Source organism: Halorubrum rubrum (assembly GCF_024494685.1).
GTDB lineage: Archaea > Halobacteriota > Halobacteria > Halobacteriales > Haloferacaceae > Halorubrum > Halorubrum rubrum.
In genome coordinates this window covers 1-14,967 of the sequence record NZ_JANHDM010000001.1, presented here as the reverse complement: position 1 = coordinate 14,967, position 14,967 = coordinate 1, and the positions used below count along the sequence as shown (strand labels likewise).

The window sequence follows — 14,967 nt, the reverse complement described above, 5'->3', positions numbered from 1 at the left end:
CTCGCTCACCGCTCACGACGCCGCGAGCAGCTTCAACCGGAGCTCCCGCTCGTCGATCTCGTACTTGAACGTCGGGTTGCCGTCGACGAACACGTACGGGACGCGGTCGCCGTACTCCTCGGCGAGTTCCGGATCCTCGTCGACGTCGACGAGTTCGAGGCGCACCTCCACCGCCAGGTCGGCCGCGACCCGCTCGACCGTTTCGCGGGCGACGACACACAGCGAGCAGCCCTCGCGCGTATAGATCGTGACCGGGACCGGGTCCACGTCGCTCACGACCGAACGGAGCGCCTCGAGGAACCAGTGCGTTTCGGTCGGCTCCGGTCCGGAACTCGTCACTCGCCGTCGGCGTTCACGAGGAACTCGACGTCGCCGGCGATGACCGCGCTGGCGACGACCGCGCTCCCGACGACGAGCCCGACGACCAGCGTGATCAGCGTGATCCGCATCGGGTCCCCGCCGATCGCGACGCCGACGAACGCGCCGACGGAGCCGCCGACTCCGCCCGCGAGCACCGCGAGCGTGTTGGCTTCGCCCATACAGTCGGATCGGCCGATGCGAGTTATAAGCGTTCGCGCCGGATTCTCCCGGCTGATAACGTGACCTGGCTGACGTGTCGGGACGGAGTTCGACGCTGTGGGCGGCCCCCGCCCGCGGCGTCAGCGAGGGTACCGCCGGTCGAGATCGACTCCGTCGGCGTCGGCCGACTCGTCGGGTTCGGCGGCGTCGTCGCTCGCGCCGTTCGTATCGCCTCCGCCGGGGCTCACGCTGCCGGTCCGGTACCCCGCCATGTCGAGGGTGACGTACTCGAAGCCGATCTCGGTGAGGTGCTCGTGGACCGCGTCGGCGAAGGCGGGATCGAGCGCGCGCTCCAGCTCGTCCGGGGCGATCTCCACCCGCGCGAGCCCGTCGTGATCGCGCACGCGGAACCCCGAAAAGCCCCACTCGCGAAGCCGGTTCTCCGCCCGCTCGACCCGCGAGAGCCGCGCCTCCGTCACCTCGAGTCCGGTCGGGATCCGCGAGGAGAGACACGCCATCGACGGCTTGTCCGCGACCGAGAGACCGTACGCCTCGGCGATGGCCCGGACCTCCTCCTTCGCGATCCCGGCGTCGAGAAGCGGCGAAGAGACGTCGAGCTCCTCGACCGCGCGCAGGCCGGGCCGGTGGCCCTCGCCGGGGTCGTCGGCGTTCGTCCCGTCACACACCGTCCCGATCCCGAGCTCGCGGGCGCGGTCGTACATCCGGCCGAGCCGCATCGTGCGGCAGTGGTAACACCGGTCGCCGTCGTTGGCGACGAAGTTTGGGTCGTCGAGCTCGGAGAAGGTCACCGTGTCGTGGCGGATCCCGATCTCCCCCGCGACCCGTTTCGCGTCGTCGAGTTCGGCCGCCGGCAGCGTCTCGCTGCGGGCCGTACACGCGACGGCGTCCTCGCCGAGCGCGTCGTGAGCGAGCGCCGCCACCACCGAGGAGTCGACGCCGCCGGAGAAGGCGACGAGCACCCCGTCGCGGGCGCCGAGCGCCTCTCGAGCGGATCGCGCCTTCCCCGCCGTTTCGGGGTCCAGCCGGTCCGTTCCCGCCGCGATGGGGTCGTCCGTCCCGACCGCGGGAGCGTCCTGATCCATGCGCGCGGTTCGTCGTCGTCGGGAAAAAGGGCGTCGGCGTCGGATCGTCGTCTCGTCGATCCCTGCCGCCACCCCGTCGCTCCTCGCCGTCACCGCGTCGCTCCCCCGTCGAACCCCGCCGACACCCGCACCCTTTTGCGGGTTGCCGCGATATGAGACGTGAATGGAGCTGGAGGCGATCCCCGGCGTGGGCGAGAAGACGGCGCGGGCGCTCCGCGAGCTGGAGGACCCCGCGGCGACCGTCGAGTCCGGCGACGTGGCCGCGATCGCCCGTGCGCCGGGCGTGAACGAGGCGCGGGCGGCCCGCGTCGCCCGCGGCGCGATCCGCCGCCGCCACGACGACGCGAGCCGCGTGCTGGCGACCGACCGGGCGCGGGAGGTGTACCGCGACGCGCTCGGCCTGCTGAAGGATCGAACCGTGACCGACTACGCCGAGAAGCGACTGGAGACCTTCTACCCGAGCGCGTCGGCCTCCCGGATCGCGGAGGCGCAGGCGTTCGCGGCCGCGGCGACCGAACGCGACCCCGACCCGGCGGTTCTGGAGGCGCTCTCCGGCGTCGAGCCGCTCGCCGACCCGCCGACCGTCAGGGTTCGCGACCGCTGTCTGGCGACCGCCGACGCCGAGGTGTACGCCCGCGCCGAGGCCCGCGTCCCCGAACTCTCCGTCGAGACGGTGGAGGACACGCGAGATATCGCGGAGCTCGCGCGGTCGTACGCGACCGTGGTCGTCCTCGACGAGGCGTTCGCCGGAATGGACGTCGAGGGCGACGTCCACGTGCGGCCGGACGCGCTCGAGACGCCCGCGGCGACCGTCCCCGAACGCCTGCTCGCGTTCTTCGCCGCGAACCGCGATCGGCTGGAGGCGGCCGCGGCGGTCCACGAGGCGGGCGACCTCGACGCGGCGGCGAACCTCGACGCGCTCCGGGACGCCCTCTCGCGGCTCGACGACGACGCGACGATCGTCGGCGACGCGGAGCTCGAGCGGCTGACCGCCGCCGTCGACGACCTCGACGCGGCGGTCTCGACGGCGGAGTCGGTCGCGGACGACCACCTCCGCGAGGCGATCCGCGAGCGCGACGTCACCATCGAGGGCACCGACTTCCTCTCGCTCGTCGAGCAGGGCGCGCGCGTCGACTCGCTCCTCGACCGCGAGCTCGCCGACGAGTACGACACCGCGATGGCGCGCGCCCGCGACCACCTCGTCGACGCGCTCGAGTTGGCGCCCGAGGAGGCCGACCTCGCGGAGCGGGTCTTCGACGACGACCCCTCGTTTCCGGTCGAGCGCGACGAGTCCGCCGTCTCGCGGCTGCGGACCGAGCTGTCCGCCGGCCGGGACCGGCGAGCGGCCCGGCTGAAAGCCGACCTCGCGGCGGATCTGGGCGATCTCCGCGGTCCGGTCGAGGAGCTGGTTCGGGACGCGCTCGAGCTCGACGTGGCGCTCGCGATCGCCCGCTTCGCCCGCGACTTCGACTGCGTCATGCCCGAGGTCCGCGATCCGGACGGCGGCGGAGAGCGACCGGAAGGCGAGGGAGGGGACGGCGAGGACGACGAGAGCGAGCACGGTGGCCCCGGCGGCTTCCGGCTCGAGGGCGGCCGCTCGCCGCTCTTGGACGTGGACTTCGAGGCGATCGAGCCGGTCGACTACGCGGTCGACGGGGTGCGGCTGCTCTCCGGGGTGAACTCCGGCGGGAAGACGTCGACGCTCGATCTGGTCGCGCTCGTGGTCGTCCTCGCGCAGATGGGCATGCCCGTTCCGGCCGAGGCGGCGGAACTCGACCGCTTCGAGGAGGTCCACTACTACGCGAAATCACAGGGCACCCTCGACGCGGGCGCGTTCGAGGCGACGCTTCGCGACTTCGGCGACCTCGTCGAGGGCGCGGACGGCCGGCTCGTGTTGGTCGACGAGCTGGAGTCGATCACGGAGCCGGGCGCGTCCGCGAAGATCATCGCGGGCATCCTCGAGGCGCTCGACGATCAGGAGGCCACCGCCGTCTTCGTCTCCCATCTCGCCCGCGAGATCCGCGAGGCCGCCGACTACGACGTGGCCGTCGACGGCATCGAGGCGGTCGGGCTCGTCGACGGCGAGCTCCGGGTGAACCGGTCGCCGCGGGAGGGTCACCTCGCGCGGTCGACGCCGGAGCTCATCGTCGAGAAACTGGCCGAGGACCGCGGCGGCGAGTTCTACGGGGACCTGTTGGAGAAGTTCTGAGGGCGGGAACTCCGAGCCATCAGCTTCCTTAGAATCCTCCCTCCTCGACGTGTCGAGCCACCCGGCAGTCGGTACGGAAGAGGGTCACGTCAGTTCGGGTCAACGGCGTAGTAGACGACAGTCATCGTGATCCCCATCACTACTGGCCCAAAACTTCCATCACCCGGCAGTAGGAGTCTAACGGCAAATACACCCACAGCGGAGACGAGACCGACGAGAAGAGCGTAGGAAACACGGGATAGGCCACGGACTCGGTCATCTAGCCGTCGGTACAGACCTCGTAGAGCGTCCATACGCATACCTACCGTAGACGGACGAATGTTCTTTTCGTTGGAAACACACTCCTCATCGACTAGTCGTTCCACTCCGTATCACGTCCGAAAAACGGGATCCAATGGAGCCGCGCTGTCGGGAATCGCCCCGTCAATCGCCGTCGATCTCCGCGTCGACCGTGATCTCGACGTCGAGCGGCGCCGGGAGCCGCGACACCTCGACGCAGGTCCGGGCGGGGTACGGCTCGGAGAGGTACGACCGGTACGCCTCGTTCACCTCGTCGTAGTCGTCCATGTCGGTGAGGTAGACGGTGGCGCGGACGATCGCGTCCGCGTCCGTGCCGGCCGCCTCCAGGATCCGCTCGACGTTCGCGAGCGTCTGGGTCGTCTGTTCGCCGACCGACTCCGGGGCCTCCCCGGTCGCGGGGTCCTCGCCGGTCTTCCCCGAGACGTGGACGGTGCCGTCCGAGACGATGGCCTGCGAGTACGGGCCGAGCGCGTCCGGGACGTCGTCGCTGGTGATCTCCTTCATCGTTCCGAGCGACGACACAGCGGCATATCAAAGTGGGGGTCGTCGGGGAGGATCCGGACGCATCCCCGTCTCAGTCGTCGTCAGCGGCCTTCGCGGGCTTCCGGCGATCGCTCCGGGGCCCCTCGACGTCGACGTCGGGGAGGAGGTCGCGCAGGTACCGCCCGGTGTGGGAGTCGTCCTCGCGGGCGACCGCTTCGGGCGTCCCGCGCGCGACGAGTTCGCCCCCGCCCTCGCCGCCCTCGGGGCCGAGGTCGATCACGCGGTCGGCGTTCTTCACGAGGTCCAGCTCGTGTTCGATGACGACGACCGTGTTGCCGGCGTCGACGAGCCGGTGGAGCACCTCGATCAGCTTCCGTTCGTCCTCCTTGTGGAGCCCGGTCGTCGGCTCGTCGAGCAGGTAGAGGGTGTCGCCCGTGGCCTTCTTGCCGAGCTCCTCGGCGAGCTTCACGCGTTGGGCCTCGCCACCCGAGAGGGTGGTGGAGGGCTGTCCCAGGTCCATGTAGCCGAGTCCAACGTCCTTCAGCAGCTTCAGGCGGCGCTGGAGCCCGGAGTGGCTCTCGAAGAAGTCGTACGCCTCCGCGACGCTCATCTCCAGCACGTCGGCGATGGTCGCCCCCTTGTACGTCACCTCGAGCGTCTCGTCGTTGTAGCGCGCCCCGCCGCACTGTTCGCAGGGGACGTGGACGTCCGAGAGGAAGTTCATCTCGATCTTCACGGTGCCCTGTCCGCCACACGCCTCACAGCGGCCGCCCTTCACGTTGAACGAGAAGCGGCCCTTCTCGTAGCCGCGGCGCTTCGCGAGCTTGGTCTCCGCGAACAGCTCGCGGACGTGGTCGAACACGTCGGTGTACGTGGCGGGGTTCGACCGGGGCGTCCGGCCGATCGGCGACTGGTCGATGAGCCGCACCGTCTCGATCCCCTCGATCCCCTCGATCGCGTCGTGCTCGCCGGGGTCGACCGAGGTGTTGTCGTTCATCTCGCGGGCGAGCCCCTTGTAGAGGACGTCGTTGACGAGGGTCGACTTCCCGGAGCCGGAGACGCCCGTGACGGTCGTCAGGGTGCCGAGCTCGATCGGCACGTCGAGGTCCTTCAGGTTGTGCTGGCGCGCCCCCCGCACGACCAGTTCGCCCTCCGGCTCGCGTCGCTCGTCGGGCACCGGGATCGACTTCCGGCCCGCGAGGTAGTCCGCGGTGACGGAGTCGTCGGCCGCGACGACGTCGTCGAAGTCCCCCTGTGTGACAACCTCGCCGCCGCGCTTTCCCGGACCCGGACCCATGTCGACGATCTCGTCGGCCCGCCGCATCGTCTCCTCGTCGTGTTCGACGACGAGGAGGGTGTTGCCCAGGTCGCGAAGCCCCTCGAGGGTGTTCAACAGCCGGTCGTTGTCGCGCTGGTGGAGCCCGATGGAGGGTTCATCGAGCACGTACAACACCCCGACGAGCCCGGAGCCGACCTGCGTCGCGAGCCGGATCCGCTGGCTCTCGCCGCCGGACAGCGTCGACGCCTCCCGGTCGAGCGTGATGTACTCCAAGCCGACCTCCTCCATGAAGCCGAGCCGGGCGCGGATCTCCTTTAAGATCTCCGTCGCGATTTTCGTGTCGCGCTCGCCGAGTTCTTCCTCCATCCCCTCGAAGTGCTCGCGCGCCTCGGCGATCGACAGCCGGTTCACCGCCGTGATCGGCGTGCCGTCGACGAGGACGTGCCGCGACTGCTCTTTCAGCCGCGTTCCCTCACACTCCGGGCAGGTCGTCACGGCCATGTACTCCTCGATGTGGTCGCGAGCGCGCTCGGAGTCGGTCTCGACGTGGCGGCGCTCCAGGTTCGGGATGACGCCCTCGAAGCGCTCGGTCTTCTCTCTGGTGCCGTTCTTCGTGGTCCACTCGAAGTGGACGACGTCGTCGGTGCCGTGGAGGAACTGCCGCCGGACCGACTCGTCCAGCTCCTCGAAGGGGGTGTCGAGGTCGACGCCGAAGTGCTCGGCGACGTTGTCGATCTGCCTGGAGTAGTACGTCCGGTTGTAGCTCCACGGCTCGAAGACGTGCTTCAGCGGCTTCGAGGGGTCGACGACCACGAGGTCCTCGTCGACCTCCTTCGTCGAGCCGATCCCCTCGCACTCGGGACACGCGCCGTACGGGCTGTTGAACGAGAACGAGCGCGTCTCGATCGCGGAGAACTGGAAGTCGGAGTTGGGGTTGCCGAGCTCCTCGGAGAACTCGACGACGAGCCGGTCGTCGCCCTCCGCGTCCGCCGCCAGCGACCCGGTCGACCGGGCGTTCGAGGCGAACGGGGTGTTCGAGGGCGGGTCGGGGACGATCAGCTTGAGCGCGCCGCCGGCCTCCTCGAGGGCGGTCTCCACGGAGTCCGTGATCCGCGAGCGGGCGTCCGGCGACACGTTCACCCGATCGACGATCACGTCGATCGTGTGGTCGTAGTTCTGGTCGAGATCGGGGTCGTCGAGCGTCAGATCGAGCGGTTCGCCGTCGACCTCGACGCGGGCGTAGCCGTCGGACACGAGCTCTTCGAAGAGGTCCTCGAACGCGCCCTTCTGGTCGCGCACGATCGGCGCGGCGATCTTCGCGCGGGTCCCCTCCGGCAGCTCGAGGATCTGGTTCACCATGTCCTGTGCGGACTGTTCGCCCACCTCCTCGCCGGTGACCGGGTCGTGTTGGACGCCGATCCGGGCGTACAGAAGCCGGAGGTAGTCGTGGAGTTCGGTGACGGTGCCGACCGTCGACCGCGGGTTGTTGGCGGCGTTCTTCTGGTCGATGGAGATCGCCGGCGAGAGCCCCTCGACGGACTCCACCTGCGGTTTGTCCATCTGACCGAGGAAGTTGCGGGCGTACGCCGACAGCGACTCGATGTACCGGCGCTGGCCCTCGGCGTAGATCGTGTCGAACGCGAGCGACGACTTGCCCGACCCCGAGAGGCCGGTGACGACCGTGAACTCCTCGCGCGGGATCCGGACGTCGAGGTCCTTGAGGTTGTGCTCCTCCGCGCCGCGGACCTCGATGTAGTCCTTGCTCATTCTGCCCGCGTGTTGCGCCCGCGCGCGGGAATACCCGTCGGTTTCGGCGATCGGCTGGTCTCCCGCCGACGCGCTACCGCCCGACGATCTCGGCCGGCGGTGAGAGGTCCCGTCGGCCACCGAGCGTGACGAGGTACAGCACGCCGAGTCCGACCCCGTACGCGATCATGAGCGGGATCGTCACGAGGAACATCGTGATCACGTCGGCGGGGGTGAACACCGCCGCGAACAGCATGATGCCGACGGTGACCTCCCGCCAGCGCCCGCGGAAGGCGTCGTAGGGAACGCCGGCGTTGTTCAGGAGCACCATCGCGACCGGGATGTCCGCGAGGAACCCGATCCCGATGGTGGTGAAGATCACGAGCCACATGAAGTCGCTCACCTGGTAGGTGATGATCATGTTCGCGTTGGCGGCGTCGGTGACGAGCCAGCCGATGATCCGCGGCGCGATGTAGGCGTAGCCGAGCGCGAAGCCGCCGATCAGCCCGGAGAAGAGCGCGCCGGTCCAGAGGTACACCTGCCGGATCCGCCCGGCGACGAACCCGCGGTCGCGAAGCGCCGGCCACGCGGAGTACAGCAGGACGGGGAAGACCGCGATCCCGCCGAGCAGCAGCGAGAACTTCACCATGAAGATCAGTGCCTCGACCGGGTGGAGCGTGATGATGTTGATCCCGCCGCCCACCTCCACCGGAACCCGTCGCTGGAGGTCCGCCCGCACCGCCGCGAGCCCGCCGATGTAGAGCCAGGTGAACGCCGCGCCCATCACGCCGCCGAACACCACGAGGAGGATGAACGACTTCGAGCGCACCGAGTCGAAGATGAACTTGAGGTCGGTGTAGTAGCCGCCGATGTCGTCCTCGGCCTCGTCGTCGCCGGTGAGCTCGGAGAGGAACGTCGAGGACGCGCGGGAGGTGCGGTCGCCGACCGACGCGGCGAGGCCGCCGCCCCCGCCCGCGTCCGCTCCACCCGTCGCGTTCGCGCTTCCGCCGTCACCGCTCCCGTCGCCGCCGACGTCCGCCGCCTCGTCGAAGCGGTCGAGGATCGCCTGTGCCTTCTCGTGGTCGCCGTCGTCGATCGCGGCCTGCGCCCGCGCGAGCGACTCCTCCTCGGACATCTCGAGGAACGGGTCCTCGGGGGCGGCGCGGATCCCCGCGGCGTCGAGCTCGTCGAGGTCGATGGCGGCCGGGTCGCCGTACTGATAGCCCGCGCTCGTGGTGTCGAGGTCGGTGTACACCGCCCACAGCGTCGCGACGGCCGCGAACGCGAGCGCCCAGACGCCGGCGTAGAGCGCGGCGGCGGTCACGGGGTCGAGGCCGAGTCCCTCGCCCGGCGCGAGGAATCGCCAGTCGCTGTCGAGCGACCGGAGGAGGCCGTTGACGCCGGTCCGGCCGCCGTACTCGTAGAAGGCGTACACGAGGCCGCCGCCGAGGACGCCCGCCCCGCCGACGACGTTCCAGTGGTTCCGGACCGCCCCGAGCACGCGGATCCGGTCGGAGCTGCGCTTGGCGGTGACGACCAGCTTCGCGAGGTAGAGGCTGAAGCCGTACAGCGCGACGAGCGGGAACGCCCACATCAGCTGGGTGAACGGGTCCGGCGGCGAGAACACCGCGCCGAAGACGAAGATGGCGACGACCGCGTGCCGCCACTTGTCACGGAACGTCTCGTACTGGACGATCTCGGCGTACGAGAGCCCGGTGATGGCGAGCGGCATCTGGCCGGCGAGTCCGAAGGACAGAGAGAGGAAGACGATGAACTCCGTCCACATCACGATGCCGTAGGTCGGCTCGATGCCGGCCTCGAGCCCGAACCCCGCCAGGAAGGAGAACATGATCGGGAAGAAGGCGTAGACGCCGTAGGCGACGCCGACGGCGAACAGACCCGCGCCGAGCAGCCCGATCGCCGCGAGCTTCCAGCGGGAGATCGGCGACTGCGGCCACGCCCCGCGCTCGCGGAGCTCGTCGCGGGTGAAGTAGATCAGCGCGGGCAGACAGACGATCGCGCCGACGACCAGCCCGATCTTCGCCTGGAGGAGGATGACCTCGAAGGGGGTGGTCGCGATGACGTCGGCCTCGGCGGCGACGTCGGCGGACATGTTCTGTCGCGTCATCGCGAAGAGGTAGTCCCAGACGTGTACGCGTAGCGCCCAGAACGTGCCGATGAAGCCGATGAGGAAGACGACGAACACCTTCTGGAGGTCCTTCTGGATCGACCGAAGGAACGCCCGAGCCGACTCGCGGCCGGCCGCGAGCGACTGTTGGGTGTCCTCGTCGAGGGCACTCGCCATACGGCGGGAGAGGACCGTCGTCGTTATCAACCTTTTCGACCGCGCCCGCGCCCCCTCCCGCGCGGTCGACGCCATCCGAAAAGGCCTATAATCACCCGGTGGCGTACCTAAGGTGAATGGACGACGACGACCGGGCGAGCGACGAGCCGTCGGACGCCGAAGACCTGTCGCCGTCGGTCGAATCGAGGAAGTCGACCGCCCTCGACGACGAGGCCCTCGGGGGGAATCCCGGATCGGGCGACGGCGAGAACGACGAGGACGGGGAGCACGACGACTCCGGCGACTCCGAGGACCCCAGCGACAGGGACGACTCCGGCGACGCCGACGATCCTGACGACGGCGACGAGAGCGACGCCGAGGACTCCGACGAGGACCCCGACGCCGAGGACTCCGCCGGCGACGCCGCTGGCGACGGCGGCACGCCCGCGACCGCCGGGGACGTCGAGGACGTGGGCGGGATCCAGGGTCCAGAGACCGACGAGGAGATGCCGCTCGCGGAGCACATCGAGGAGATGATGCGGCGGCTCGCGGTCGTGTTCCTCTTCGGCGGCCTCGCGACGCTCGTCGCGGTGACGGAGTCGACGGAGCTCATCAACTACTTCTGGGGATACCACATCCCCGCGCCGCTCGAGAACCGCCCGCGGCTGTACGGGCCGCTCGAACTCCCCCTGACGCGGCTGAAGGTCGCCGGGCTCGCGGGCGTCGTGGTCGGCCTCCCGGCGTTCGTCTACCAGACGTATCGGTTCATGAAGCCCGGCCTCTACGAGAACGAACGCCGGTACTACCTCGCTGCGGTCCCCACGAGCCTGATCCTCGGGGGGATCGGGATCGCGTTCGCGCACTTTCTCGTGTTGCCCGCGATCTTCTCGTATTTCACCACCTACACCTCCGACGCCGCGACGATCGCCTTCGGGCTCGCGGAGACGTTCAACCTGATCGTGATCATGCTCGCGTTCATGGCGATCGTCTTCCAGATCCCGCTTTTCATCATGCTCGCGATCATGATGAACCTCGTCACGCGCCTGTGGCTGGAGGACAAACGCCTCATCTTCTGGGGCTCGTTCCTCGGGATCGCGTTCCTGTTCAGCCCCGACCCGACCGGGATGGCTCCGATCATCGTCACGCTCACCATGATCGCCCTCTTCGAGGGAACGCTGGCGATCCTGCGCTGGACCGGGAACTGACCCCCGCTGTCGTCGATCTTCCCGATCTCACTCGGCGTCCGTTACCGCCGCGCTCGCCGCACTTCCCGCGTTCGCCGCGTCGTACCGCTCGACGAGCTCGGCGACGAACCCCAGCTTCAACAGGATCGACGCGAGCCCCGCGACCGCCGCCCGCCGCGGGCGCTTCCGGTACGCGGCCAGCAGCGCGTACGCGAAGACGGGGAGGTTGAGCAGGTTGAGAACGGCGGGAAAGGACCCCGCGAGGACCGGCTCTCCTCGCTCATCGATCCACCAGCGCTCGGCGAGCACGGCGCGGGTCATCCACGCCTCGTCGTCCTCGGGTGGCGAGAACAGGACGGGGTTCACGACCGTGAACGCGAGCGCCAACGCCGCGAGCTTCCCGCTTCGCCGATACGCCGCGTACAGCAGCACCGGCGTGACGAGGAGTCGGCTCCAGCCGCTCTTCGGGTTCGCGTGTCGCCTCCAGACGGTCTCGGGGATCGACTCGAGGGGATCCATGCGGCGTCTCGGGCCGCCGAGAGCATAGCGATTTCCCCGACTCGATCTCTCGGATTTCGTTTATGCCTTATTTTTCAGATGTATTCTAGCTGAAATGGCTGGTTCCCGGAGAGTGGGCTCTGTTGAAATCCTATTCTTCAGATATATTCTCACCTGAAACAGCCGGTCGATGAGAGCTGTGTATTGACCGCTATCCAGAGAGGGGCATCGCCACAGTTTTTAGAATCGCGTCGGAAATCCATCCGATGCCCTCCAACAAGGCGACAGCCGCAGCCCCGATAGTAACTGGCGTCTTTCTCGCCGGGACGGCTATACGAGAAATCGCACAGAACGGACTCGAAATCTGGACAATGTTAGCGCTCGCTGGCGGCCTCTCCGCGGTCGCTGTCGGCCTAGGTATTTTGACCGGTCTCAGTGGGTTCGACTCTGACTACGACCTCGACGGACACCATGACTGGACAACCGTGGCGCTCGGGGGCCTCGCGCTGACGAGTATCGCCGTCGGTGCCGGGATCGCACTGGCGTGAATCGCCTCGGGGTCAAGCCCCGAGGCTTCCCGTTTCCACGACATGACTTGCAGACACGGACTCGAAGTGAGTCGTGTCCGTAGCGGTCACAGTCTCCACGGGCGTGTCTTCGGGCCATCCCAGCCCTAATTCAGCAAAGCCTCTCTGCAAGACGTTCATCGCCGCATTCGCGTCCCTGTCCGTCTCAAATCCACACGACGGACAGGAGTGTTCCCTGACCCAGATGGGTTTCGCTGCCTCCACACCGCACGACGCGCATTCTTTGGTCGTGCCTCGGGCTTCGACCTGCACGACGTGACTGCCGTACAATTCTGCTTTGTATTCGAGCAGGGTGATGAACTGTCGCTACGCCGCATCCTGCTTGTTTCGAGTGTTGTGCGACTGTTCAAGCATCCCCTTCACGTTTAGGTCTTCAACGAATACGGCGTCGTACTCGCGGACGAGCCACGTCGTTATAGAGACGGCAAGGCGAATACACCCGCCTTCAGGCGGGTGATGAAGCCGACATGGTGGGAAGCAATCCACTAGCCGAACGTCTGTACCGAGTTTCACATACGGAGATTTAACTGACAGGCCGCTCTATGTGAAGGCAGGAATCGGTCGGAACGGAGCGGATTCCGAACCGTCCTTCGGAGGCGGCCTGTCCGCCCGCGTAACGAGGCAGTATCTGAAAGGGCAGTCGGTGAACGCCACATCCTCGAAGGGTGTGTCTCTGCCGACTGCTCAAAGCACGCGACACGATACCCCCAACTCCGCTGATGCCTGCCGGCGTCCCCGTGGCAAAAACAACATGTGGGACGCCATACACGGTGAAGGATAGGGGTAACGGCCACTTGGCATGGCCAGCAGTCCACCAGTCCGACACTGTGGGACTACCCGTGCCCGAAAGGTCTGGTAGTCAACTGATTGGACTACAAACCTGAAACTCCCACCGCTCGGGATTCCTCCGCGTTTACGCGGAGGAGGATGTCAATTTGTGCTGGTAGTCCAGCACCTTCCGGCGAATCCGACGCTTGAGTTTGGCAACTTCGACTCGTTGTTTCTCGTAGTTGTTCGACCCCTTCTCCTTCCGAGATAACTTACGCTGTTCGCGTCCGAGTCGCTCGTAGTCGTCTTCGAGGTCGAGCCAATCTACGGTTTTGCCGTCGCTGGTGTGGATGTGGTTGAGTATTCCGAGGTCGATACCGACGCTGTTGCTCGCGTCCAGCGATTCCACGTCGGGTTTCTCGGGGAGATCGGCGTCGTCGGTTTCGAGGCCGAAGGAGACGAACCACTCGCCAGTCGTCTCCTTTTTGAACGTGACCTCTTTGATGATGGCGGGATCGGGAATCGGGCGGTGGTGACGAATCTTCACCCAACCGATTTTGCTGAAGCGGACGTACGCGAACCTGTCTTGGCCCCTCTTTTCATCGAGATCGAAACCAGACTGGTTGTACGTGACGCTTCGATAATCGGTGGGTGCTTGCCGTTTGAGCCGACCAACGTTGTATCCCTTCTCTTTCTTCTCGCGAAGGTTCGAGAGATTGCGGTGGAAACGTGCGACCGTGGCTTGCGCGGCCTTCGAGTGCAGTTCCGCGAACACAGGCCATTTGCGCTTCCACTCGGGAAGTTTGTTGTTCTGGTCGTACTCGCTCGGTTTGTCGTCCTCGGGACTATTCGTGTAGTCCCAGCGGACGTGGTTGTAGAGTTGGCGATGAACGTTTAGATGGTGTTCCAGCCCTTCCACTACCTCTTGTGTCGGGTAAGCGTGGTAGCGGTGACTGTATTCCATCGCTGTCTATTGATTAGTGATGTGTTCATTTAGCGGTTTGTATCACGAGTTGTCAGCTTCATCCCCGAGGTCAAGCCTCGGGATATTCGCCTTGTCCGCCGATAAACGACGCCAACTAGCCTGCGTCCGTGCTGGACATTCTGTCGTTCACACGTAACGGCGCACACCCGTGGCTGTTTAGCAGAGCGGGAGAGTGCTAACTCATATGATATTCATACGGAGCCGTCCCTCACGGTTCGACGGTCGCGCTACGCCCGGTCGCCGACGACCCACTTGTGCGAGTAGCTCTCCCCGCAGGTACAGTGCGCGTACGCGTGGATCACGTCGCCCTCGGCGTAGAGGCCGCCCACTTCCGGGTTCTCCCCTTCGGCGAACGCGAACACGAACCGGACTTCGTGGCTGCCGGCGTCGCCGTCGCCCTCGTCGTCAGCTCCCTCGTCGCCGTCGTCGCCAGCGAACGGACACTCGCCGCCGTCGAGCGAGCGGGCGATCGCTCCCTCGTTGGCCATCGCCCCCTTCGCGAACTCCATCGCTCCCATGCCGGTCCCGGCCTGGAACGCCGAGCGGCCGGTCTCGCCGTCGAGGACGAGCCGGACTCCGTCGTCGGTCTCGGTGCCGACCTCGCGGAGCCGCGAGTCGTCGTCGAGGAACGCGTCGCTCACGTAGAACACGACGTCGTCGAGCCGGTCGCCGGCGAGGAACGCCTCGAGCTTGTCCATGCGGGCCGGAGACGCGTGAACGGTAAAAGGGACGCGAGTCGCGGTCGCGACGCCGGCGGCCGCGCTCGACCCGGTCGATATCGCGGTCCCGCCCGCTTTCGCGGTCCGAACCCGCCCCGACGTGCTGGAATCGTCGTGTTAACTTAAGCATGATTCCACCAGACGGTGTGGGCTTGCAACCACGTTTCCGCGGTCGATGGATCGACATGGCTGAAACAGTTTGAAAACGAAGAGGTTCGTCGTTGTACTTCTCTAAAGACACGTTCGACAGAATTTCTCAAACCGTGTTGTTCGACGCGGTAACTGTAGTTTTCGCGGCGGAGA

Annotated in this window: 11 protein-coding genes and 3 pseudogenes; 3 read left to right on the top strand and 11 right to left on the bottom strand. The window is 67.1% G+C overall.

Annotation, left to right across the window (positions count from 1 at the left end):
• Positions 1-12: 12 nt before the first annotated feature.
• The 3 genes from NO889_RS00070 to larE form a co-directional block, all read right to left on the bottom strand.
• Positions 13-276 (bottom strand): glutaredoxin family protein, encoded by a 264-nt coding sequence (locus NO889_RS00070; protein ID WP_256410619.1) that lies wholly within the window; start codon positions 274-276, stop codon positions 13-15.
• A 59-nt stretch (positions 277-335) separates the two neighbouring features.
• A complete protein-coding gene (locus NO889_RS00065) occupies positions 336-539 on the bottom strand; it encodes a hypothetical protein (protein ID WP_256410221.1) in 204 nt (67 codons plus the stop codon).
• Positions 540-659: 120 nt separating this feature from the next.
• Positions 660-1,622, bottom strand: coding sequence for an ATP-dependent sacrificial sulfur transferase LarE (gene larE / locus NO889_RS00060; RefSeq protein WP_256410220.1), 963 nt, complete (start codon positions 1,620-1,622; stop codon positions 660-662).
• A gap of 163 nt (positions 1,623-1,785) precedes the next feature.
• Between larE and NO889_RS00055 the strand changes: the two genes are divergently transcribed.
• Positions 1,786-3,831: a MutS-related protein gene (locus NO889_RS00055; RefSeq protein WP_256410219.1), complete on the top strand. Its 2,046-nt coding sequence runs from the start codon at positions 1,786-1,788 to the stop codon at positions 3,829-3,831.
• Positions 3,832-4,254: 423 nt separating this feature from the next.
• Here NO889_RS00055 and NO889_RS00050 read toward each other — a convergent pair whose 3' ends face one another.
• The 3 genes from NO889_RS00050 to NO889_RS00040 all read right to left on the bottom strand — a co-directional run bounded on the left by NO889_RS00050 (position 4,255) and on the right by NO889_RS00040 (position 9,944).
• Complete coding sequence (locus tag NO889_RS00050; protein ID WP_256410218.1) at positions 4,255-4,635, bottom strand: RidA family protein; 381 nt, start codon at positions 4,633-4,635, stop codon at positions 4,255-4,257.
• A 70-nt stretch (positions 4,636-4,705) separates the two neighbouring features.
• Entirely contained in the window at positions 4,706-7,660 is a 2,955-nt protein-coding gene (gene uvrA / locus NO889_RS00045) for an excinuclease ABC subunit UvrA (protein ID WP_256410217.1), read from the bottom strand.
• Positions 7,661-7,733: 73 nt separating this feature from the next.
• A complete protein-coding gene (locus tag NO889_RS00040; RefSeq protein ID WP_256410216.1) occupies positions 7,734-9,944 on the bottom strand; it encodes a twin-arginine translocase subunit TatC in 2,211 nt (736 codons plus the stop codon).
• Between the two features lie 116 nt (positions 9,945-10,060).
• Between NO889_RS00040 and tatC the strand changes: the two genes are divergently transcribed.
• Complete coding sequence (gene tatC, locus NO889_RS00035; RefSeq protein WP_256410215.1) at positions 10,061-11,128, top strand: twin-arginine translocase subunit TatC; 1,068 nt, start codon at positions 10,061-10,063, stop codon at positions 11,126-11,128.
• A 27-nt stretch (positions 11,129-11,155) separates the two neighbouring features.
• Here the strand turns inward: tatC and NO889_RS00030 are convergent, their stop codons facing one another.
• Positions 11,156-11,626: a DUF6653 family protein gene (locus NO889_RS00030; protein ID WP_256410214.1), complete on the bottom strand. Its 471-nt coding sequence runs from the start codon at positions 11,624-11,626 to the stop codon at positions 11,156-11,158.
• A 245-nt stretch (positions 11,627-11,871) separates the two neighbouring features.
• On the opposite strand from NO889_RS00030, the gene NO889_RS00025 reads away from it, so the two are divergent.
• Complete coding sequence (locus NO889_RS00025) at positions 11,872-12,153, top strand: hypothetical protein (protein ID WP_256410213.1); 282 nt, start codon at positions 11,872-11,874, stop codon at positions 12,151-12,153.
• A gap of 12 nt (positions 12,154-12,165) precedes the next feature.
• On the opposite strand, the pseudogene NO889_RS00020 reads toward NO889_RS00025, so the two are convergent.
• The 4 genes and pseudogenes from NO889_RS00020 to NO889_RS00005 form a co-directional block, all read right to left on the bottom strand.
• Positions 12,166-12,609 (bottom strand): annotated as a pseudogene (locus NO889_RS00020) (RNA-guided endonuclease InsQ/TnpB family protein); the annotation flags it as partial.
• A gap of 508 nt (positions 12,610-13,117) precedes the next feature.
• Positions 13,118-13,924: pseudogene (locus NO889_RS00015) on the bottom strand (RNA-guided endonuclease InsQ/TnpB family protein); the annotation flags it as partial.
• Between the two features lie 248 nt (positions 13,925-14,172).
• Positions 14,173-14,643 carry a DUF5807 family protein gene (locus tag NO889_RS00010; protein WP_256410212.1) on the bottom strand — a complete coding sequence of 157 codons (471 nt, stop codon included), beginning with the start codon at positions 14,641-14,643 and terminating at the stop codon, positions 14,173-14,175.
• Positions 14,644-14,786: 143 nt separating this feature from the next.
• Positions 14,787-14,967: pseudogene (locus NO889_RS00005) on the bottom strand (IS6 family transposase); the annotation flags it as partial.